18 protein-coding genes, 1 tRNA gene, 1 other RNA gene and 1 pseudogene are annotated in these 19,998 nt (G+C 65.4%); 8 read left to right on the top strand and 13 right to left on the bottom strand.

Features of this window, described 5'->3' with window-relative positions; genetic code table 11:
- Window positions 1-87: 87 nt before the first annotated feature.
- The 4 genes from recR to AC5RVY_RS06390 form a co-directional block, all read right to left on the bottom strand.
- Window positions 88-687 (bottom strand): recombination mediator RecR, encoded by a 600-nt coding sequence (recR, locus tag AC5RVY_RS06405; protein ID WP_493953877.1) that lies wholly within the window; start codon window positions 685-687, stop codon window positions 88-90.
- Window positions 688-723: 36 nt separating this feature from the next.
- The gene (locus AC5RVY_RS06400; RefSeq protein WP_493953876.1) at window positions 724-4,335 is read right to left on the bottom strand and encodes a DNA polymerase III subunit gamma and tau; all 3,612 of its coding nucleotides are present in this window, start codon (window positions 4,333-4,335) and stop codon (window positions 724-726) included.
- A 21-nt stretch (window positions 4,336-4,356) separates the two neighbouring features.
- Window positions 4,357-4,453: signal recognition particle sRNA small type (ffs, locus tag AC5RVY_RS06395), an RNA gene on the bottom strand.
- Window positions 4,454-4,471: 18 nt separating this feature from the next.
- Window positions 4,472-4,822 carry a hypothetical protein gene (locus tag AC5RVY_RS06390; RefSeq protein WP_493953875.1) on the bottom strand — a complete coding sequence of 117 codons (351 nt, stop codon included), beginning with the start codon at window positions 4,820-4,822 and terminating at the stop codon, window positions 4,472-4,474.
- Window positions 4,823-5,145: 323 nt separating this feature from the next.
- Between AC5RVY_RS06390 and AC5RVY_RS06385 the strand changes: the two genes are divergently transcribed.
- Window positions 5,146-5,230: transfer RNA gene (locus tag AC5RVY_RS06385), tRNA-Ser, on the top strand.
- A 72-nt stretch (window positions 5,231-5,302) separates the two neighbouring features.
- On the opposite strand, the gene AC5RVY_RS06380 is transcribed toward AC5RVY_RS06385, so the two are convergent.
- Window positions 5,303-6,214, bottom strand: a complete 912-nt coding sequence (locus tag AC5RVY_RS06380; protein WP_493953874.1) for an oxygenase MpaB family protein — start codon at window positions 6,212-6,214, stop codon at window positions 5,303-5,305.
- A 225-nt stretch (window positions 6,215-6,439) separates the two neighbouring features.
- Between AC5RVY_RS06380 and AC5RVY_RS06375 the strand changes: the two are divergent.
- A pseudogene (locus AC5RVY_RS06375) lies at window positions 6,440-7,075 on the top strand (M23 family metallopeptidase); the annotation flags it as partial.
- 194 nt (window positions 7,076-7,269) lie between these two features.
- Here AC5RVY_RS06375 and AC5RVY_RS06370 read toward each other — a convergent pair.
- Together AC5RVY_RS06370 and AC5RVY_RS06365 are read right to left on the bottom strand one after the other, a co-directional pair.
- On the bottom strand, window positions 7,270-7,587 hold the full coding sequence (locus AC5RVY_RS06370) for a hypothetical protein (RefSeq protein ID WP_493954287.1): 318 nt from the start codon (window positions 7,585-7,587) through the stop codon (window positions 7,270-7,272).
- A 6-nt stretch (window positions 7,588-7,593) separates the two neighbouring features.
- A complete protein-coding gene (locus AC5RVY_RS06365) occupies window positions 7,594-7,965 on the bottom strand; it encodes a hypothetical protein (protein WP_493954286.1) in 372 nt (123 codons plus the stop codon).
- A gap of 182 nt (window positions 7,966-8,147) precedes the next feature.
- On the opposite strand from AC5RVY_RS06365, the gene AC5RVY_RS06360 reads away from it, so the two are divergent.
- Together AC5RVY_RS06360 and AC5RVY_RS06355 are read left to right on the top strand one after the other, a co-directional pair.
- Complete coding sequence (locus tag AC5RVY_RS06360; protein WP_493953873.1) at window positions 8,148-8,633, top strand: glutathione peroxidase; 486 nt, start codon at window positions 8,148-8,150, stop codon at window positions 8,631-8,633.
- 160 nt (window positions 8,634-8,793) lie between these two features.
- The gene (locus AC5RVY_RS06355) at window positions 8,794-9,723 is read left to right on the top strand and encodes a phosphodiesterase (RefSeq protein ID WP_493953872.1); all 930 of its coding nucleotides are present in this window, start codon (window positions 8,794-8,796) and stop codon (window positions 9,721-9,723) included.
- 14 nt (window positions 9,724-9,737) lie between these two features.
- Here the strand turns inward: AC5RVY_RS06355 and AC5RVY_RS06350 are convergent, their stop codons facing one another.
- Together AC5RVY_RS06350 and AC5RVY_RS06345 are read right to left on the bottom strand one after the other, a co-directional pair.
- Window positions 9,738-11,375, bottom strand: a complete 1,638-nt coding sequence (locus tag AC5RVY_RS06350; protein WP_493953871.1) for a stealth family protein — start codon at window positions 11,373-11,375, stop codon at window positions 9,738-9,740.
- Between the two features lie 60 nt (window positions 11,376-11,435).
- Window positions 11,436-12,365, bottom strand: coding sequence for a hypothetical protein (locus tag AC5RVY_RS06345; protein WP_493953870.1), 930 nt, complete (start codon window positions 12,363-12,365; stop codon window positions 11,436-11,438).
- A gap of 147 nt (window positions 12,366-12,512) precedes the next feature.
- Here AC5RVY_RS06345 and AC5RVY_RS06340 point away from each other — a divergent pair, with 147 nt between their 5' ends.
- Both AC5RVY_RS06340 and AC5RVY_RS06335 read left to right on the top strand, forming a co-directional pair.
- Window positions 12,513-12,812: a type II toxin-antitoxin system VapB family antitoxin gene (locus AC5RVY_RS06340; protein WP_493954261.1), complete on the top strand. Its 300-nt coding sequence runs from the start codon at window positions 12,513-12,515 to the stop codon at window positions 12,810-12,812.
- Window positions 12,805-13,479, top strand: coding sequence for a LytR C-terminal domain-containing protein (locus AC5RVY_RS06335; protein WP_493953869.1), 675 nt, complete (start codon window positions 12,805-12,807; stop codon window positions 13,477-13,479). Before AC5RVY_RS06340 ends, AC5RVY_RS06335 begins: the two co-directional genes overlap by 8 nt.
- A gap of 7 nt (window positions 13,480-13,486) precedes the next feature.
- On the opposite strand, the gene AC5RVY_RS06330 is transcribed toward AC5RVY_RS06335, so the two are convergent.
- A complete protein-coding gene (locus AC5RVY_RS06330; protein ID WP_493953868.1) occupies window positions 13,487-14,137 on the bottom strand; it encodes a TetR/AcrR family transcriptional regulator in 651 nt (216 codons plus the stop codon).
- A gap of 56 nt (window positions 14,138-14,193) precedes the next feature.
- On the bottom strand, window positions 14,194-14,892 hold the full coding sequence (locus AC5RVY_RS06325) for a DsbA family oxidoreductase (RefSeq protein WP_493953867.1): 699 nt from the start codon (window positions 14,890-14,892) through the stop codon (window positions 14,194-14,196).
- Between the two features lie 242 nt (window positions 14,893-15,134).
- Here AC5RVY_RS06325 and AC5RVY_RS06320 point away from each other — a divergent pair, with 242 nt between their 5' ends.
- Both AC5RVY_RS06320 and AC5RVY_RS06315 read left to right on the top strand, forming a co-directional pair.
- Entirely contained in the window at window positions 15,135-16,196 is a 1,062-nt protein-coding gene (locus AC5RVY_RS06320; protein ID WP_493954260.1) for a glycosyltransferase family 4 protein, read from the top strand.
- A 60-nt stretch (window positions 16,197-16,256) separates the two neighbouring features.
- Window positions 16,257-18,437: an amylo-alpha-1,6-glucosidase gene (locus AC5RVY_RS06315; RefSeq protein ID WP_493953866.1), complete on the top strand. Its 2,181-nt coding sequence runs from the start codon at window positions 16,257-16,259 to the stop codon at window positions 18,435-18,437.
- A gap of 4 nt (window positions 18,438-18,441) precedes the next feature.
- On the opposite strand, the gene AC5RVY_RS06310 is transcribed toward AC5RVY_RS06315, so the two are convergent.
- Together AC5RVY_RS06310 and AC5RVY_RS06305 are read right to left on the bottom strand one after the other, a co-directional pair.
- On the bottom strand, window positions 18,442-18,975 hold the full coding sequence (locus AC5RVY_RS06310) for a GNAT family N-acetyltransferase (RefSeq protein ID WP_493953865.1): 534 nt from the start codon (window positions 18,973-18,975) through the stop codon (window positions 18,442-18,444).
- A gap of 26 nt (window positions 18,976-19,001) precedes the next feature.
- Window positions 19,002-19,997 (bottom strand): sugar phosphate isomerase/epimerase family protein, encoded by a 996-nt coding sequence (locus AC5RVY_RS06305; RefSeq protein WP_493953864.1) that lies wholly within the window; start codon window positions 19,995-19,997, stop codon window positions 19,002-19,004.
- Window position 19,998 lies beyond the last annotated feature (1 nt).

Raw genomic sequence — 19,998 nt, 5'->3', positions numbered from 1 at the left:
GGGGGCTTGAACTGTGGCTGGCGACGAACGGTTCGCAGAATGTGGCGCCCGGACGTAACCCCGCGCGGCGGGTTTTCTTACCCAGGCTCAGGTGAGGGCGTTGCGGCGGCCCTCGAAGGCCCGCCCCAGCGTAACCTCGTCCGCGTACTCCAGGTCCCCGCCCACAGGCAGGCCGGAGGCGAGCCTGGTCACCGCGATCCCAATGGTTTTCAGCATCCTGGCGAGGTAGGTGGCCGTTGCCTCTCCCTCGAGGTTGGGGTCGGTGGCGATGATGACTTCCTGGATGGCGCCGTCGTTCAGCCGGGTGAGGAGTTCGCGGATCCGCAGTTGTTCCGGGCCAATGCCGGCAATCGGATTGATGGCGCCGCCCAGTACGTGGTACCGGCCGCGGAATGACCGCGTGCGTTCCACCGCAAGTACGTCCTTGGATTCTTCCACCACACAGATCACGGCGGGGTCGCGCCGGGGGTCACGGCAGATGTTGCAGAGCTCCTGCTCGGTGACGTTGCCGCAGACGGTGCAGAACTTGACCCGCTCCTTCACCATAGTGATGGCGTCCACCAGCCGCTTCATGTCCTGCGGGTCCGCTTCGAGGATGTGGAACGCCAGCCGCTGTGCGGATTTGGGGCCCACGCCGGGAAGGCGTCCGAGCTCGTCAATCAGCTCCTGGACAGCACCTTCGTACACGTTTTCCTCTTTAGCTAGGGGTGGATAGTGGTTGGATCAGTAGCGGGGCGTGACCGGGCTGCCATCGAGAGAACGCTCCTCGATCAGCTTCCCGCCAAGGATGCGTTCCACCGCGGCGCGGCCGAATACCCCGGACGCCTCAATGGTCTCATCGTCCGGGCTCGGGATGTCCTGGACGTACGTGGCTGCAGCCGGGACGGCCCGGGCAGGAGCTTTGGCCCGGCCGGCCTCAGCCTCCGGACTGTTGGACAGGCGCTGGTAAAGACTCTGCCGTGCGCCGTTCGTGCCAGGGGATGCCGCCGGAGCAGCCTCCACCTGTGCCGGCGGAGCGGACGGGGCCGGCGCAGCGGACGGGGGTGGGGCCGCGGACGGGGACGGGGCCGGAGGAACGTGTGCCGGCCGGGTAACCGGAGCTGGCAAGACTGCAGGAGCTGCGGCGGCAGCGGGGGCGGACGACGCCATGGCGTACTCGCGGACCCGAGCTGGAGCGGATCCGGAGGGATCCGGGCTTAAGGGGTCTGCATCGGAAGCAGGTGCATCCATGCCGCGCGGAGCGGAGGGCACAGGTTGCATGTCCTGGCCTCCCGGTCCGGCCGTTGAAGATGCAGGTGCTGCCAGGCCCCATTCGGCGTCCACCGCGGAGGCCCCGCTGGTAACGGGGATGGAAGGAGGAATCTGCGCAGCCGCTGGTTCGTAGTGGTGAGTGGGAACCGACGGCGTTGGTACCGATGGGGTCGGAACCGGGGCGGCCGTTTCCCCCGGAAGGCTCGGACCTGCAAATTTGCCAACATTGCTTTCCTCGCCAACTACCCAGACGCCCGGCGCCTGCTCCACGGCACGGGTCCATGGGTCGTGCGGCTTACCCACGCCTGTTGCAGGGTGAGTGGATACGTTTCCGGCATTTGCCTGCTGTCCGGTGTTTGCCGGGGATTCAGTAGGTGTGGCCGGCGCACCGCCAGTGCCGGACGGGCCGGCCATTCCGGATGCCCCGGAATCTCCGGCGTTCTGCCGGCCACTGCGGCTTGACCCGGCGGAGCCCTTCTGGGCGCGCGTGGACGGGTCCCAATCCAGGGGAGGCTCTTCATCCAGCGGAGGAGCGTCCTCGTCCCGGGGCGGGCCCCAGTCGTCATCGGAGTATGAATAGTCGCTGGCCGCGCTGCTGTAGGGCTCGGGCTCGGCCGATGGAACTTCTGCCGAAGGAACCTTGGCCGAAGCAGCCCGTGGCGATTGAACCTGGACTGTTGGCACCTGGGCTGACACAACGTGGGCTGACGGAACTTCAGCTGGCGGGGCCGTGGGAGCGGCTGCTTCCGGTTTGACTGACGGGTCCTGAACCGAAGGGGACGCCGGAGCCGTGGCTGTTCGATGCGCCTGGGACGGCGCGGCTGGTGCCGTCCGGGCAGCGGGATCGGAGGCCGTAGTTGGACCGGGAGCATTACTCCCCGGGGGGAGTTCGGCAGAGGACGGGGCGCTGCGGTCGCCGGAGGTGGTGCGTCCTAATGTGGACCCATCGGTTGAAGCCGCGTCAGCGGGGGACGGGGTGGCCGCTTCCTGAGGCGGAGCTGACGGTGTGGACGCCAGCCCCCACGCAACGTCAGCCGGCGTTGCCGGAGAGGGCCGGCTAGCGGGTGCTTTTGGGTTTGGCTCAGAGCTCGCAGGACCGCCGCCGCCGGAGACCGCAGTGATCTGGCAGTCAATACCCACAGTCTTGTGGATTGCTTGGCGCAGGTTCTCCGAATGGTCTGCCCGGCCAAAGGCGCCCGCGAGGCCGGACGTGGTGAACGACAGGGTGAGGGTCTGGCCGTCGAAGGCGCTCACTTGGGCATTCGGCTCAACAAGGGCCCAGGTGCTCCGTTTGATCTTTGCCAGTGTCTGCAGGACGTCCGGCCATGCGCGGCGCAACACTTCGACATCCCCCATGGCAGCCGCAGGACCCCCGGGCATGCCGGAAGCGGAAGCCCCGGGACTGGCGGAAGCGGCAGCAGATTGCGGGCGCAGGCTAGTGGAGGGGCCGGTCTGGGCGTCAGGAGTTCTCCTGAGGTCCGGAGCTGCAGTTTCCCTTGCGTTGGTTGCCGCCTGCCTTGCGCCAGTTTCCGGCGCATCATGGCTTTGGATGGCCGCAGGAGCAGTGGCGTGGGGGATTCCCGTGCCGGGCGCTGCTGGGTTGCGTACTGCTGGCTTGGACGGTGTTGCTGACGGTGTTGTTGGGGGCGCGGCGCTGGCGGCAGCCGTCGTTTCAGGACGCGGACCAGCGGCGGTGGGACGATTCCCGGCGGAGGCTTCCACCGGCCAGTCACTGGTGCTCACGCGAGGAGCGGTCAGCGGAGCGGGGCTTTCGCCCTCGGACGAAGCAGCCACGGCGGCGGGCTTGGCTGCTGCAGGAACTGCAGGCGGTACCGCACTCTGCTGTTCCGCCGCCATGGGGGCGGGAGCACCGACGTCGTTGCCGGAGTAATTAAGCCGGCGTTCCACGCGGTCGATCCGTGCCGCCATGCCGCGCTCGTTCTGCTCGGAACTGGGCAGCAGGATCCGGGCGCACAGGAGTTCCAGGTGCAGCCGGGGGGAGGTGGCACCGGTCATTTCAGTCAAGGCCGTGTTGGTGACGTCTGCGGCACGCGACAACTCGGCGGCGCCCAGGTTGTGTGCCTGGTTCTTCAGGCGGGCGATCTGGTCGGCAGGCATACCCCGAAGGATGGTCTGCGCGCTTTCAGGCATGGCCTGCACGATGATGAGGTCGCGGAAGCGTTCCAGGAGGTCTTCGACGAACCGGCGGGGGTCATGGCCGGTCTGGATGACCCTGTCCACGGCGCGGAAAACGGTGGCGGCGTCTGATGCGGCGACAGCCTCTACAACATCATCCAGCAAGGAAGCGTGGGTGTATCCGAGCAGCGCAACGGCAAGCTCGTAATCCAGCCCATTAGGCCCGGCGCCAGCCATCAGCTGGTCCAGGACGGAAAGGGAATCACGGACGGAACCGCCGCCGGCCCGGATCACCAGCGAGAGCACGCCCGGTGCCACCGGGACGTTCTCCTGGTTGCAGAGAAGTTCCAGGTAAGCCATCAAAGGCTCCGGCGGCACCAACCGGAAGGGATAGTGGTGGGTCCGGGAACGGATGGTGCCGATGACCTTGTCCGGCTCGGTGGTGGCGAAGATGAACTTGATATGTTCCGGGGGTTCTTCAACGATCTTCAGCAGCGCGTTGAACCCGGCGGACGTCACCATGTGGGCTTCGTCAATGATGAAGATTTTGTAGCGGTCCCGGACAGGAGCGTAGGTGGCCCGCTCGCGCAGGTCCCGTGCATCGTCCACACCACCATGGCTGGCGGCGTCAATCTCGATGACATCCAGCGATCCGGATCCGCCGCGGGCCAGTTCAACGCAGCTGGGGCACGTGCCGCAGGGGGTGTCCGTGGGGCCTTTGGCGCAGTTCAGGCAGCGTGCCAGAATGCGGGCCGAGGTGGTTTTGCCGCAACCCCTGGGCCCGGAAAACAGGTAAGCATGGTTGACGCGGTTTTTCCGCAAGGCCGTCATGAGGGGCTCGGTGACATGCTCCTGGCCGATGACGTCAGCGAACGAGTCCGGACGGTATCTGCGGTAGAGGGCGGTAGTAACTGTCACAGAGAAAACCCTACCAATCCGGGCTGACATCCTGCCGCCCTGTGGGGGAATAGTAAAGACCCCCCATGCACCCGCCAGAGCCCATTTACCCTTGCTACCTTCCGGTCCTGGGGGAGTTCAACAGGATGACGCCACATGAGGGGCCGCCAGTTACTTTACCCGAAGTTCAGGCGCGACTCGAATCGGCCGTCGAAGGGCGCCAGCCCTCAACCTTCCAGCTCATCAGTGCGGGTTCCTCGTACGGGTGCGCGGCCCGCAACGCGTCAACCACCGCCTCAAGCAGCGGCTGTTCAACCACGCATTCAACCCGGTCCTCGGCCACTTCTTCCGGCGCGCCCACCCGGCCCAGGTAGGGGTCAGCACCGTCCTGTGGAGTGAAGCGGCCTGTTCCCCGTGATGTGAAAGAGCAGTGCGAGTAGCTGCCGATCCGGCCCGCTCCGGCGTCACCAACTGCCGTCAGGACCTGTTCGGTGTGGGTGGCCGGCACGTAGAACACCAGGGCGTGCAGTTCGTTCATGCCTTCCATGGTTCCCCATCCGGCCAAGGCAGGCCTGCAAATCCATTGCTTATCCGCGCGCAAACCACGATTATGGGTATGTACACCGATTGGGGCAATCTCAAGATTGTGAGCTGCGAGGCCTGGCTGAACGGGGCCGGACCCGGCAGCTCAACGGTGTCCCAATGGAATGGGCGCGTTGGGGGCGTCCATTTCTGGGTTAAGCCCCGGGCGGTATCTCCAGAAGCAGCTGGAAATGCCGCCAGATCAGGGGACGAGCCGCCAATTGGGCGAAGCGGAAAACTTCAGGTAGTCTAGTACCTGCTTTTGATTCAGAAGCAGTTGGAGAATTCGCCTAGCGGCCTATGGCGCACGCCTGGAACGCGTGTTGGGTTAACGCCCTCGGGGGTTCAAATCCCCCATTCTCCGCCGGTTGGAACCCGGTCCCGCATCGCCGGGACCGGGTTCTTTCGTTTGCCCCCGAGCTCCCGTCCGCCCGGCTTACGCTTCGAAGCCCAGCCGGCGAAGCCGTTCCCTTGCTGCAAGCTCGCTCGGCCCGCGCCGGCCTAATGCAAGGCGGACGACGCCGAGCACCACCTTCGTGGCCAGCCTTACCGGCAGCGGAAGGGGGCCCAGCCGTGGCACGGACAGGCCGAGCATCCGGCGGTACGTTGGGTCGAGGCTGTAAACCGCTCCGGCAAACAAAACACGGTATCCGGGCCGAAGCATGGGACTCAGTGGCGGATTGCGGACAAATTCCACCGTCTCTGCAACCCGGTCATCCACCCGCAGCTCGCCGTTTTGGCGCCACCGTTCAAGCTGCGCCCGCATCTCAGCTTCGCTGAGTGGCGGATCCTCCACGCCCATCAGCTTTCCGGCTTGCGCCCATTCCCGGACGTAGGCATCCGGGCCGCCGGGGATGGCCCGGCCCCACAATTTGTGGGCTGTGAGGAACGCGTCCGTAAAGGCAATGTGGATCCAGTTGGCCAGTTCGGGATCGTTGGCGCTGTAGTTGCGGGACTCCCCCTGGTTGTCCACGTAGCTGCCCTGTACGGGCTCGTGGAGGCGCTGGACGCGCCGGGAGGCTTCCTCGGCGGCGGCCTTGGACCCGTACGTCACGGTAAAGATCCAGCGGATGGTCGCTGCCAAGCGGGCGAGGGGATCTTCGCGGAAGTTCGAGTGCTCGTGCACGCCCGCAAGGGCGCCGGGGTGGAGGGACTGCATCAGCAGCGTCCGGATTCCGGCCACGATGGCGGGCATGGAACCGTGCACCGCCCACACTGCAGAGCCGGGAAGGTGGTAGCCGGGGTCGGCGCCTTCTGCCAGCTTCATTACCCAGTCGGGCACCGTATCGGCCCTGCCAGTGAACGTCTTTTTGAGCTCGTCCTGCCATGTGCGAAGGAAACTGCGCATATCCCATTGTGGCCCGGGTGAAGCCGGAGCGGGCATGTACCGCAAGGTTTGCTCAATTATTTGAGGACGGGGGCATTACGGGGTTCCCAGGCCTTCGTGCCGTGTGGTCCCATGGGAGATACCGTCATGACAGCGGGCGGTTGATCATGTTCTGGAGTCAGTCTTTTGGCGATTCATCAGAGACCGGACAAGCACACAGAGCTGCGCCGTCCCCATGGTTCCCTGATGCGCGCCTTGGCAGCTACGGGAGTCCTTGCACTTTCGGTCTGGGCACTGAATCTCCCTGAAACCCCGCAGGAATGGTCAGCTGCAGCCGGCTTGGCCAGCAGGACTTCACTACCGTTCGGCCCTGATGTGCCTGCGAAGTTGTCCGGGGCGCCAGAAGATGTCCAGTCGGACAGCGTTGGTGCCGGCACTTTGCAGGAAGCAATCGTCACCGATCCACAGGCCCTGATTGCCTTTCCCCATCCGGCGCTGGGCAGTTACGGCAGCGAAAATTCCCCGCCCATGTCCGTGGGATCCGCCGGGCTGGGCAGGCCTGCCACAGGGTTCCTGAGGGCGCCGCTGGAGCTGCTTTTGCCCAGCTCACCCTTCGGCTTCCGGGTGAGCCCCCTGACGGGTGGCGCCGGCGACTTCCACCTCGGCCAGGACTATGCCGCGCCGTGCGGAACGAAAGTTTACGCGGCCGACTCGGGAGTGGTCCGGGCCGCCGGCTGGCACCCCTGGGGCGGGGGCAACCGGATTGAGATCGACCACGGCAACGGCCTGGTTACCACCTACAACCACTTGGAAGCCCTTGTGGTGCGCACGGGCGACAAGATCGATGTTGGACAGTTCATCGCGGAGGTGGGTAGCACAGGATGGTCCACCGGGTGCCACCTGCACTTCGAGACCATCCTCAATGGACGGCACGTCAGCCCACTCACGTGGGGAATCCTGCCGGCGCGGCCCCTTGCCAGCAAGGGCGCCGAAGAGCTGCGAAGCTACGTGCCCGGCAACGGTTCCGCGCTGGGGTGGCTGCCGTGGCTCATTCCCGTGGACTTTGATCCGGACCATCACGAGGACGAAATCGCTGCGGGGAAGCCTGCGCCGCCGCCCTCCCTGACTTTGGCCGCGGGCGTGCGTGTGCCGAGTGAGCCGACGCCGTCCCCGTCGCTGAGTGAGCCGGCACCGACTCCGACGACGACGCCGAGTGAGCCGACGCCGTCCCCGGCACCGCCTGAGCCGACGCCGTCCCCGGCACCGCCTGAGCCGACGCCGAGTGAGCCGACGCCGTCCCCGTCGCTGAGTGAGCCGGCACCGACGCCGACTCCGACGACGATGCCGCCGGGTAAGCAGCCTTCCTCACCCTCAACGGGTGAGCCGTCCCTCACGCCAGCTCAACCGATCGGCTCACCGCCACCCAGCCGGCCGTCCCCGCCGACACCGGATAAGGATGAGCCCGCCTCCTCGCCGACGCCCAGTGCGCCGGCGGCACAACAGCCCGAACAGCCACCGGGGCAGCCGTCCAGTCGGACTGCCGCACCCAAGGACGCGGCACCCAGGGAAGCAGCGTCCAAGGAAGCGGCACCCAAGGAAACGGCACCTAAGGAAGCGTCTCCAAAGGATGCGGCACCCAAGGACGCGGCACCCAAGGAAATGGCACCCAAGGAAGCCTCTCCCAAGGATGCGGCACCGACGAAAGCTGCGCCGTCGCCGTCCACCCCGCCGGCCGAGACGACCCCCGCCACTGCTGCGCGGCCGTCGGCCACACCCTCGTCGGCGAAGGAACTTTCCAGGCCTGCAGGCGATGACCGCGGCCAACAAGCCGCTGACTCCAGGCGGCCGGAGCGCTGCCTCAGGAATCAGATACAGGAAACGTTCAGCCCGGACCAGTACCCTGATCCATCAGCAACGAATCCCGCGTATGAACAACTTCCTGAGGACACAGCCTGTGACACCCTTGTACCCGATCCCGCTGACCCTGAACGATGGAACCGAGACTGACTTGGGCCGGTTCAAGGGGAAAGTGGTGATGGTGGTCAACGTTGCCTCCAACTGCGGCCTGACACCCCAGTACGCCGGGCTTGAGGCGCTGTACGAAAAATTCCGCGACCGCGGGTTCGAGGTCCTGGGCGTCCCATGTAACCAGTTCGCCGGCCAGGAGCCGGGCAGCGACAGCGAAATCGCGGAGTTCTGCGAGCGGAATTATGGCGTGAGCTTTCCACTGACGGTCAAGGCCGACGTCCGGGGCAAGGACCAGCACCCGCTCTACGCCGAGCTGACCAAGTTCAGGACTGGCCTGCTGCCTGGACTGGTGAAGTGGAACTTCGAGAAGTTCCTGGTGAACCGGGACGGGGAAGTGGTGGCCCGCTTCGCCCCGACGGTGGAGCCCGAATCGGCCGAAGTCATCGACGCCATCGAGGACGCTTTGGGGTGAGGCTGCGCTTTCCCGAATTATTTCGAGGAATACGCAGTTCTTTTAGCTTTTTCCACACGGGCTTGGGCGATTCACCCAAAGTTTGCCAAATGTCTGATTGGATAAAGATTACTGAAGGGTACAAGGGAAGAGCCGCTTCCCACCGACCACAGAGGTAGCAATGGAACACATCGAGGCCGAACATCCCCGGCCACGCCACTTCCTACTCCACCTGAGCGATCCCCACTTGTTGGGAGGTCCGGATCCCCTCTACGGCGTCGTAGACAGCGAAGCCCGTCTCATCCAACTCTTCGAAGAGGTGAAGGCATCCGGGGCGCGGCCGGAGGCTGTGATCTTTACCGGGGACCTCGCCGATAAAGGCGACCCGGAAGCCTACGTGAAGCTTCGCGCCATCGTTGAGCCGGCCTGCCTAGAACTGGGGGCGGAAGTCATCTGGGCGATGGGAAACCACGACAACAGGGCGAACTTCCGGAAGGGCCTGCTGGACCAGGCCGGCAATGACGACCCCCTGGACCACAGCTACTTCGTCAAAGGCCTGCGCGTCATCACCCTGGACACGTCAGTCCCGGGCTTCCACCACGGCGAGCTGGATGACTCCCAGCTCGAGTGGCTGGCGCAGGAACTGGAGACTCCGGCCCCGGACGGGACCATCCTGGCGCTCCACCACCCGCCCGTTCCCTCCGTCCTGGATCTTTCGGTCCTGGTGGAGCTGCGGGACCAGGCAGCCTTGGCCGCAGTGGTCCGGAACTCGGATGTGCGGACCATCCTCGCCGGCCATCTGCACTACTCCACCACGGCGAGCTTCGCCGGAGTCCCCGTCTCCGTGGCCTCCGCCAGCTGCTACACCCAGGACCTGAACGTTCCGGCGGGTGGGACGCGGGGGCAGGACGGAGGACAGTCGTTCAACCTGGTGCACGTCTACGAGCACACAATCGTGCACTCGGTGGTCCCGTTGGGAAGTTCGACGACGGTGGGAGAGTATGTTTCCCCGGAAGAGACGGAGCGGCGGCTGGCAGCCGCCGGGATCCGGATCCCGGAGAAGGCGAAGCAGCGGAACAGTGTGAAGCCCGGCCTGCGCCTGGGCCGGTAGGACCGCGCCTCCGCCTATTTCTCCCAGGGCGCCTTGATGGGGAAGTACTTTTCCAGGAAATCCGTCACCAGTTCGGCCCGCTCGTCCGCATCGACTTCCGGGAAGCTGCCGTCGTTCAGGCAGAAGAAGTCCATGTTCCGCTTGGACAGCAGCTTGGGCAGGTAGTTCAGCCCGGCGCGCATGGTGGTGTCCACGTACCGGACCTTGGCGGCCGTCTGGGTGACCGCGCGGCCCGTGAGCAGTGCGTAGTAGTGGTAGAACGAGTTGGTGACGGAGATGTTGTCCGCCGCGCGGAACCGGCTCGCGGCCGTCTTCCGGAACTCTTCGGGGAACTCCTCTTCCATCTGCGCCACCAGGCTGCGCCTTAGCGGCGCCGCGGTGTGCTCCAGGTGGCGGGTGGTGATCCGGCCGAACCGGTTCCACAGCAGTTTCCGGTTGACGCGTGCCGCGTTCTCGAAGCCGCTCCGCTCGACCGCGTTCTCGCCCAACCCGATCCGGGTTTCCGCTTCAATGAATTTGGTGATGCCGCCCGGCGTGAAGAACATGTCCGGGGCCACGGGGCGGCCAAAGAACATGTCGTCGTTCGAATACAGGAAGTGCTCGGACAGGCCGTCGATGTTGTGCAGCTGGCACTCCACCGCCTGGGAGTTGTGCGTGGGCAGCACGGACGGATCGGAGAAGAACTCTTCGCTGCGGACAATGGTGACCGCTGGGTGGTCCGCCAGCCAGGCAGGCGCGGGGGAGTCAGTAGCGATGAAGATGCGCCGGATCCACGGCGCAAACATGTACACGGAGCGGAGCGCGTACTTCAGTTCGTTGATCTGGCGGAACCGGGCTTCGTGGTCGTCGCCTTCACCCAGGACCACGCCCTGCTGCTGTGAGCGGCGGGCTGCAATGTATTCGGGGGAGCTGCCGTCCACCCAGGAGAACACGAGGTCGATGTCGAAGCTGATGTCGCTGGCGTGGTCGGCGAACATGTTCTCGATGGTTGGCCAGGTGTGGCCATAGCGTTCCACTGTGCCGCGGACCGCGTCCTGCCGCAGCAGGGTGCGGCGGGTGAGGGAGTTCTCGATCGGCAGGATCAGCTGCTCCCCTTCAAAGGACCACAGCTCGATCTGCACCCCTGCCGAGGCCCCGAACTCGAAGCCGCCTACCGGCTCAACCCGGGGGCGGTACAGGCGAAAGATGCGTGCCTGCCGGTTGGAGGAGAGCTCACCGTCGGCCACCAGTACGGAGGTCTTCTTTTTGGCATCCACGGTCATGGAGTAGAACGGCTCGTCCCGGCAGGCTTCCACCAAGGCAGCGCGAAGCTTCTTCCGATCCTTCCAGTCCAGGGCGATGACGGGCCGGTCGTTGTTGCCGCGGACCAGGAGGTAGGCAATGCCTGCACTGACCAGGACGTTGCGCAGGAACAGCAGGTCCTCAACCATGGCCTGGTAGGGAGTCCTGTTGTAGTTGATCAGGGCGTATCGGCCCTTGTGCCTGAGCACATCGGGGCGGTGCCTGAGCCGCTGTTCTGCCGCCGCAGACGTAACCTCTGCGTGGAATTGTTCTTCTACGGACGCCTGGGTGCCGTAGTAGACCTCGTCCTGTACCGGTGCTTCTGTAATGGTGGTCTCCGAGCTGGTCAAAGTAAGCATGTCTACCTGCATGATAGCCGCGCAGTGGAAACGGCAGGTTTCGGGCAGGGCAAACCGGGGTAGGAAAAGGGGTTAGGCCGCCAGCCCGTCCCGCCAGCTGCGCAGGAATGCGCCGCCGGCGTCGTCATGGATCACTGAGGCCTCCAGTCCCAGGTCCACGGCGGTCAGGATGTCATAGGGCTTGTCCGGAACACCATCCGCCGGACGGACGTCCACGTGCTTTACCTGGTGGTCGTTGTGGTGGAGCCAGTCGGCCATGGCGTAGTCCGTCCGCGAGTCGCCCACGGTCCGCCAGGCCTGCGGCGTGATGCCCTGCGCCGCCAGCAGTTCCACAGCCCGGCTGGCGCCCAGGTCCTTGCCCAGCCGCACGGACTCAATGTCGGTGGAAATGATGGTGGGATCCACCCGGTAGTCCACTTCGTCGTCGGAGTTGGGGGCGTGGTGGTCCAGGCGGACGACGCCCAGGCCGTGGCGGCCCATCAGGTCCATGGCGTCGGCGTCGAAAAGCCTTTGTTCGGCCAGGTATTCGGCGTTGGGGACCTCGATGTGCTGTTCCACGGACACCATTGCCCGCTTGGTTTCGTCGAAGAACATGTGCGCGGAGTAGTCCTCGGCCACCATCCGCCGGATGTCATCGCCGTAGGCTGCGGGCACGGCGAGTTCACGGTCCACGTGGATGGGGCCGGGGCCGGCTGCCGTGTAGCTGAACCAGACGGCGCCCTTTTCGCAGATGGCATGGATGAGGGTTCCGGCCGGAATCCCGGCCGCAATCATGGGCTCCATGACCTGTTCGCGGATAAAGGCGTCAGAGCGGCCGGTGTTGAAAATGACTGGAATTCCCGCAGCGGCCAGGGCCACGAGGTCAAGGATGATTTCCTGTTTCACGTCGCGGGTCACGGGGCTTGCCACCGGCCCGTCCACGTCCAGCAGCAGCGCGAGGGGAGGCGTGGCGGCCCGGTGCAGGCCTGTGGCGGGGGAAGCAGGGAGCTCGGTTGCTGTCATGGCTCCATTCTGTCAGCACGGCCGCGAACTGCCGCCTCGGAGCGGTCCGGATCGGCGCAGATGACACTTGGTCACTGTTTGGCTACAACCTGCCCCCGGGCGGGCCGGATACTTTCGCTGGGCCCGTTGGGTGCCTAGGGTGGCATGGTGATATTCAAAGCTGTGGGCGAGGGCCGCCCTTACCCTGACCATGGTTACAACACTCCCAAGGAATGGGCTGCGCTCCCGCCGCGTCCGGTCAGGCTGGACGAGCTGGTGACCACCAAGCGCACCCTGGACCTCGAGGCGCTCCTCGCCGAGGATTCCACCTTCTTCGGTGACCTTTTCCCGCATGTGGTGCAGTACCAGGGAACCATGTACCTGGAGGATGGCCTGCACCGCGCCGTACGGACCGCCCTGCACCAGCGCACGGCGATCCACGCCCGTGTGCTGGTCATAGATGGCTAGGAAGAAGCAGCAGGACGCGAGCGTCCTCCACGGCCACCACGTTATTTCCGGCGCGGAGCTTCGGGCCGCCTTTGAAGCGGAGCGCGACGCCGATGACACGGCCAAGGTGCGCCGCCGGGTGCTCCACGGCGTGGTGCTGGTGCTCCTCATCGCACTGATCATCGCGGCCATCATCATTGCCCTGGCCGTCATCGACGGGCGCCTGAAGATCCCCGCCGCGGAATCGGCAGAGAAGACCGTTTCCACTTGCCCGGCCGGCACCTTCGACTACACCCCGAACGACAAGATCAACCTCAACGTCTACAACTCCACGAGCAGGCCGGGCTTGGCGCGGTCAGTGGCCGACGAATTCCTGGCCCGGAAGTTCGTGGTGGGCGCCGTGGCAAATGTGGAGGCCGGCTACCGGGGTACTGCCGCTGTGATCTCTGGCCCTGCCGGACAGTCGGCTGCGTTCAGCGTCCAGCGCAACCTGCCGGGCTCGGACTACTTCCAGGACGGCAGGACGGACGGCAGCGTGGACGTCATCCTGGCTCAGGACTACAAGGCTTTGGCTCCGCCGGAACTCGTTGACCAGACGCCGGGAAAGCTCAGCTGCCCCCGTGAAAGCCGGCGCGTGGCCGACGACGACAAGCGGCCGGTCAAGCCGTCGGCGGCGCCTACCCGCTGAAAAGTCCTCAGCCGGCCACGGCGGGAAGCGGAGCCACGCGGAGAGGGCGGCCGGCGTCGTCGAACCTTGCTCCGGCGCCCAGCTGGATGAAACGCACCGTCCTGCCCACACGCGCTTCAAGTTCCGCCGGCTCATCGCTGCCCCGGGCGGCACTGGAGGACAAGGTGCCCAGGATCAGTTGCGCCTGCTGGCCCACATCAGCCACGGGAAGATAGCCCTGCTCCATCCCGTCGCGCAGGATGCCCTGCAGCAGGACGCTCAGCTCGCCCACGTGGTCCGCGAGTTTGGCGAAGGACGACGGCGACAGTACAGCCCCCATCGCTGGCCCCGGCGGGAGGTGGCGGCGGCTGAGGTCCACCACCTGGGCACGGACGTACAGCGCCAGCCGCTCCACCGGATTGTCCAGTTGGCCCAGTGCCTCGCGAAGCTCGGACAGGAACTTTTCGGTCTCATCGAGCGCGTACGAAATGAGGAGCTCTTCGATGTCCGCGTAGTAGTTGTAGACGGCCGTGCGGCCCACCCCTGCATGGCGGGCCACGTCGGTCATCGTCAGCCCGGGCAGTCCGTGGGAAAAGAGGAGCTCGCCGAACGCGGTGAGGATGCGCCGCTGCGTCTCGGCGCGCTGCTCGGCGTTGCTGGCCGCTGTAATCCTGGGCATGTAGACACTTTACCGCTATGTGTCAGTAAAGGCCGCTGACCGCTGGAGCCTGACTGTTAGACCGGGCAGCCGTCAGCGCCGCAGGCGTCGCAGTCCACTGAGTTGACCAGCACCAGTGGATTGGCGGCCTCCCACGCCTGGTTGAGAGCGGCGGTGAACGTCGCGGCAGGCTGGGCACCGGAAAGGCCGAATTTGCGGTCAAGAACGAAGAACGGCACGCCGTTGATGCCCAACGCACGGCCTTCCTCGAAGTCTGAGCGGACGTCGTCGGCGTACTTGTCCGTGGTGAACAGTTCCTCCACCTCTACCTTGTTGATGCCCAGGTCCAGGGCAAGGGAGGTCAGGTACTCGGGGCTCCCGATGTCCTTGCCGTGCTCGAAGTGGTCGCTGAGCAGGCGCTCCTTGGCGTCGTCCTGCTTGCCGTGGCCGGCTGCAAGATGGATCAGGCGGTGGGCGGTAAAACTGTTCGCCACCACCACCGCATCGAAGCGGTAATCCAGGCCCTCACCCTTGGCCTGCTCTGCGACGTGCTGGAACATCTGCGCGACCTGCTGCTCCGGAATACCCTTGCGGGTGCTCAGGTACTCCAGCTCGGTCCCGTCATAGTGCCCGGGCAGGGTGGGATCCAGCTGGTAGCTGCGCCACTTTACTTCCACCGAATCGCGGTGCTCAAAGCCGGCCAGGGCAGTCTCGAACCGGCGCTTGCCGATATAGCACCACGGGCAGGCGACATCGGACCAGATCTCAATCTTCATGCTGGACGTAACGGCGGGGCATGCCGCGCCATTCCGGAACGGGGTGTTAGTTGCCGCACATGCGCTCCTGTCCGCACTGGGTATTGATCACGGATGGTTCCTGGGCCATAGTCGGAATGGCGGTTAAGCAGCGGCCGTCGGTTGGAACAATTCCGAATTACACCGCGGTCCGAAGCATCGTTCCGTGGACCGAACTGCCCGGCGAACTGGGGAGCCAGGCCTGTATTCTTCGCGAGGCAGGCATGCGGATAGGACTGGTAGCCGGACCATGGATTCCGGTTCCGCCGGTGACTTACGGCGGCATTGAAAGAGTAGTGGACAGCCTGGCCAGGGGGTTTGTTGCGGCAGGGCATGACGTTGTGCTGGCGGCGCCGTCGGACAGCACCTGCCCTGTGCCCCGGGTTCCGGGCATGCGGCCGGCCCAAATCGACGAGCTCGGGTTCACCATCTCCGAGCTGAGCCAGGTGGCCCGGGCCTACGAGGCCATGGGGGAAGTGGACGTCATCCATGACCACACCCTTGCCGGCCCGTTGTACCTGCAGCGTCCCAATGGCGTTCCTGTGGTGACGACGATCCACGGCCCGCTCAACGCCGAAGCTGTGGACATTTACCGTGCCATTGGCCGGACGGCAGCTGTCATCGCCATCTCGCGGGACCAGTGCTCGCGCGCGCCTGACGTGCCGGTGACCCGGGTCATCCATCACGGCATGGACGTCGCCTCCGTGCCGGTGGGCTCGGGGAGGGGCGGCTACCTGTGCTTCGTCGGCCGGGCCTGCCCGGACAAGGGACTTCTCGAGGCCATTATGATCGCCAGGGAGGCAGAGATTCCGCTGCGGATAGCGGTCAAGATGCGCCAGCCCGATGAAATCCGCTATTTCCGTGAAGTCATCGAGCCCATGCTGGGGCCCAATGAGGACTTTGTCGGCGAAGTGAATGATGCCATCAAGTACCGGCTGATGGGCGAGGCGCTCGCCTTCCTGAACCCCATCCAGTGGTCGGAGCCCTTCGGGCTGGTCATGATCGAGGCACTGGCAACAGGAACGCCCGTGATCGGCACTCCGATAGGTTCCGCCCCCGAAATCATTGACCATGGCCGGACAGGATTCCTGGGACGCACGGAGCAGCTTGCGGGCTTTGTCCACGAGGCGGCCGGCCTGAGCCGTGCAACCTGCCGCCAGGTTGCCGGGGACCGCTTCAGTGAGGAACGCATGGTGGACGAACACCTCCGGCTTTTCCGGAAACTGGTGGCAGGGGACTTGCCCGCAGGGGTTCCGGATGCCGCCCGCGTGCACCAGAATCATTAGGGCGGGCCGTTTTCGAATCCCCTGCAGCTTCCCGCCGCTGCCGGGAAGGGAGTCCTTTCAATGACCGCCTGGAACGCAGACAACGAGGCTTCCGTGTCCGACACCGGCTCCGTGACCGTGCTGGAAGGTTCCTCATTTTGCATTTCCTCCGGAAGCGGCGATATCAGTCCCGACGGCGGCACGCACGGCGCCTTCTTCCAGGACACCAGGATAGTTTCCCGCTGGACCCTGCGTGTCAACGGAACGCTGCGCGAACCCCTGGTGGCCCAGCGCCCCCAACCCTTCGAGGCCACGTTTGTGGGCCGGGCGAAGTGGCCGGACGGCAGGTTCGACAGCCCTCTGGTGGTCCGGCAGGTCCGCCACATCGGTCCCGGGCTGCAGGATGACATCACCCTGGAGAACTACGCGGGCGAACCCGTGCAGTGCCAGATCGAGCTTCTCGTCGACGCGGACCAGGCGGATCTTTTCGACGTCAAAGGTGGACGCACCACCGGGCCCGATGACGCGCTCCGCAAAGTGGTGGACGGCAAACTGATCATCGAGGCCGCCAGGCACGGACAACAGCGCGGATCGGCGATCGGGGCCCGTGACGCAGAGGTGAGCACGGACGGGCTGCGCTTCAACATCACTGTCCCGGCCCGCGGGAAGTGGGGCACCAGTGTGATCGTGGTGCCGTTGGTGAATGGGCAGGCTCCTGAGAAGCCCTTCCAGGAAGGGCAGCTCCCGCGGCACCGCGAAGGCGTGCGCCGGCACCTGGACTGGGAGGAAGCCGTCCCGCGCCTCAGTATTGAAGACGCCGGCCTCCAGCACCTGCTCAACCGCAGCCAAAGTGATCTCGGTGCCCTTCGGATTTTCGACGCACACCACCCGGACAGGGCTGCGGTTGCGGCCGGCGCCCCATGGTTTATGGCTTTGTTCGGACGGGATTCCCTGATTACCTCTTATATGAGCCTCATGGTCAGTCCCCACCTGGCGGCAGGGACGCTGCAGACCCTGGCCGGCATCCAAGGCAAAAAGGTGGACCCGGACTCGGAGGAAGAACCGGGCCGCATCCCGCATGAAGTAAGGCTCGGTGTCACGGCGGGCCTGTCCCTGGGCGGCTCAGCCTATTACGGCTCCGTTGACGCCACGCCCCTCTTCGTGGCGGTCCTGGGCGAGCTCAGCCGCTGGGGACTGTCCCGTGATGTCATCCAGCCACTGCTCCCGCACGCTGACCGCGCCCTGGACTGGATCCAAAACTACGGCGACCGTGACGGGGACGGATTCGTGGAATATCTCCGTCCCAACGACCACGGGCTGATTAACCAGGGCTGGAAGGACTCCTGGGACGGCATTAATTTTGCCGACGGGACCATAGCCGAGGCCCCCATCGCCCTCTGCGAGGTTCAGGCCTACGTCTACGCCGCTTACCTGGGCAGGTCCTTGCTTGCGCGCTGGACCGGTGACACTGCGTTGGAGCATCACTGGGAGGACAGGGCAGCGGCCTTCAAGGAGGAGTTCAACCGGAAATTCTGGCTGCCCGACAAGGGCTACTTTGCCGTGGCCCTGGACAAGGACAAGCGCCCGGTTGACGCGCTGACCTCCAATATCGGCCACTGCCTGTGGACGGGCATCGCGGACGAGGACAAGGCGCAGTCCGTCATGGAGCACCTGATGTCCCCCCAGATGTTCACAGGATGGGGCATCCGGACCCTGGCCTCGGATATGGGTGCCTACAACCCCGTGAGCTACCACAACGGCTCCGTCTGGCCGCACGATACCGCCCTGGTGGCCACCGGGTTGATGAGGTACGGCTTCGTGGAAGAGGCCAGGCAGGTGGCCGTGGGTATCTTCGAAGCCGCCGAGCATTTCGACGGCCGCCTGCCTGAACTGTTCTGCGGTTTTGACCGCGGCGAGCTCCCGGGCCCGGTGCCTTATCCCACGGCCTGCTCGCCGCAGGCGTGGGCTGCAGCGGCGCCGGTGCAGCTGGCCCGGATCCTGCTTCGTTTCGACCCCGTTTTCACCCGTGGGGTGGTGCACCTTGCTCCGATCCTGCCCGAGAGCCTGGGTGAATTCCGGGCGGAAAACGTGCTCCTGGATTCGTCGCGCGTCACGATCCGGGCGCACGGAACGGAGGGGTCTATCGAAGGGCTTCCGCCAGGGCTGAGGCACCTCGACGAACCCCGTCCACCGTTGGCCTATCCACCGGAAAGCCTGGTAGCCGGGCAAGGCCTTGCAGGACTGCATCCACCCGGGGCGTAGGGCGTCAGCGGACGGCGCGCTCCAGCAGGAAGTCGTGCTCCACGGTGCTGCCCAGCCGGAACGACTTGGTGCCCACCTTCCGGAACCCTGACTTCTCGTAGAAGCGGATGGCCCGGGCGTTCTGGCTGTTGACCCCGAGCCAGACGCCCTTCCCGCCGGCCCCGGCAGCCGCCGCCAGGCTGGCGTGCATCAGTTCGGCGGCGGCACCGAGCCCGTGGTGTTCCGGGTGCACGTAGCATTTGCTCAGTTCCACCGACGGCAGGATTTCCAGGGCGGAAACCACATCCGGGTCGGCGGCCGGACGGTTGACCAGCAGGCTGTACCCGCGCAGTCCGCCGTCGGCATCGATCACAAGGACCGTCACATCGCTGTCGGCGAGGTAGGCCTGGAAATGCCGTTCGCTGAGTGTGTTCGCCAGGTGGGCAGCAATGTCCTTAGACGACGCCGACGGCGGGCACGCCAGCGGAAATGTGACGGCCGCCAGGGCAGCAAGCGCTTCGGCGTCGTCCGTTGTTGCTGTGCGGATGGAATGCGGCATGCAGGGATTCTACGTTCGCCCTCGGGTCACTGTTTGAACGCGGCGTCGAAGGAGGTGTTCGACGCCGGGAAGTCGTACTTTTTGAGGTTGGCGAGGGCTTCGGGGGCGCCGTGGAGGCGGTCCATCCCGGCGTCTTCCCATTCCACCGAGATAGGGCCGTCGTAGCCGATCGCGGACAGGGCACGGAAGGACGCTTCCCAGGGGACGTCGCCGCGGCCGGCGGAGACGAAGTCCCAGCCGCGGCGCGGATCGCCCCAAGCGAGGTGGGAGCCGAGGACCGTGTTGCGGCCGGTCTGGCGGACCTTGGTGTCCTTGCAGTCCACGTGGTAGATCCGGTCCTTGAAGTCCCAGATGAAGGAGACGGGGTCGATGCCCTGCCACATCATGTGCGACGGGTCCCAGTTCAAGCCGAACGCGGGCCGGTGGTTGATCGCTTCGAGGGTGCGGACGGTGGTCCAGTAGTCGTAGGCGATTTCTGAGGGGTGGACTTCGTGGGCGAAGCGGACGCCGCATTCGTCGAAGACGTCCAGGATGGGGTTCCAGCGGTCGGCGAAGTCCTGGTACCCGGCCTCGATGACCTTTTCGGGGACGGGCGGGAACATGGCCACGTATTGCCAGATGGAGGAGCCGGTGAAGCCCACAACCGTGTCTACGCCGAGTGCCTTGGCGAGCCGGGCGGTGTGCTTCATTTCCTCAGCAGCACGGGTGCGCACGCCTTCAGGGTCGCCGTCGCCCCAGACCTTGGGCCCAACGATGGCTTCGTGGCGGAAGTCGATGGGGTTATCGCAGACGGCCTGGCCCTTGAGGTGGTTGGAAATGGCCCAGACCTCGAGGTTGTACTTTTCCAGGACGGCGAGTTTGGACTCGACATAGCCGGGTTCGTCCCAGCGCCAGGCATCGAGGTGGTCGCCGGAGATTGCGATTTCCAGGCCATCGAAGCCCCAGCCGGACGCCAGTCTGGCGACTTCCTCGAAGGGCAGGTCGGCCCACTGGCCGGTGAACAGGGTGTAGGGGCGGGGCATG

The sequence above is a fragment of the Arthrobacter sp. Ha26 genome (assembly GCF_059091705.1).
The sequence above is the reverse complement of the archived record's forward strand: the minus strand, read 5'-3'. Positions and strand labels throughout refer to the sequence as shown.

Coding starts and splice junctions, on each gene's coding strand:
- AC5RVY_RS06325 (WP_493953867.1), bottom strand. CDS start 14,892: ATGAAGATTGAGATCTGGTCCGATGTCGCCTGCCCGTGGTGCTATATC.
- AC5RVY_RS06400 (WP_493953876.1), bottom strand. CDS start 4,335: ATGTCAGCCCGGATTGGTAGGGTTTTCTCTGTGACAGTTACTACCGCC.
- AC5RVY_RS06335 (WP_493953869.1), top strand. CDS start 12,805: ATGGCTAGGAAGAAGCAGCAGGACGCGAGCGTCCTCCACGGCCACCAC.
- AC5RVY_RS06310 (WP_493953865.1), bottom strand. CDS start 18,975: ATGCCGCATTCCATCCGCACAGCAACAACGGACGACGCCGAAGCGCTT.
- AC5RVY_RS06380 (WP_493953874.1), bottom strand. CDS start 6,214: ATGCGCAGTTTCCTTCGCACATGGCAGGACGAGCTCAAAAAGACGTTC.
- AC5RVY_RS06390 (WP_493953875.1), bottom strand. CDS start 4,822: ATGAACGAACTGCACGCCCTGGTGTTCTACGTGCCGGCCACCCACACC.
- AC5RVY_RS06350 (WP_493953871.1), bottom strand. CDS start 11,375: ATGCAGGTAGACATGCTTACTTTGACCAGCTCGGAGACCACCATTACA.
- AC5RVY_RS06320 (WP_493954260.1), top strand. CDS start 15,135: ATGCGGATAGGACTGGTAGCCGGACCATGGATTCCGGTTCCGCCGGTG.
- AC5RVY_RS06305 (WP_493953864.1), bottom strand. CDS start 19,997: ATGCCCCGCCCCTACACCCTGTTCACCGGCCAGTGGGCCGACCTGCCC.
- AC5RVY_RS06330 (WP_493953868.1), bottom strand. CDS start 14,137: ATGCCCAGGATTACAGCGGCCAGCAACGCCGAGCAGCGCGCCGAGACG.
- AC5RVY_RS06345 (WP_493953870.1), bottom strand. CDS start 12,365: ATGACAGCAACCGAGCTCCCTGCTTCCCCCGCCACAGGCCTGCACCGG.
- AC5RVY_RS06315 (WP_493953866.1), top strand. CDS start 16,257: ATGACCGCCTGGAACGCAGACAACGAGGCTTCCGTGTCCGACACCGGC.
- AC5RVY_RS06355 (WP_493953872.1), top strand. CDS start 8,794: ATGGAACACATCGAGGCCGAACATCCCCGGCCACGCCACTTCCTACTC.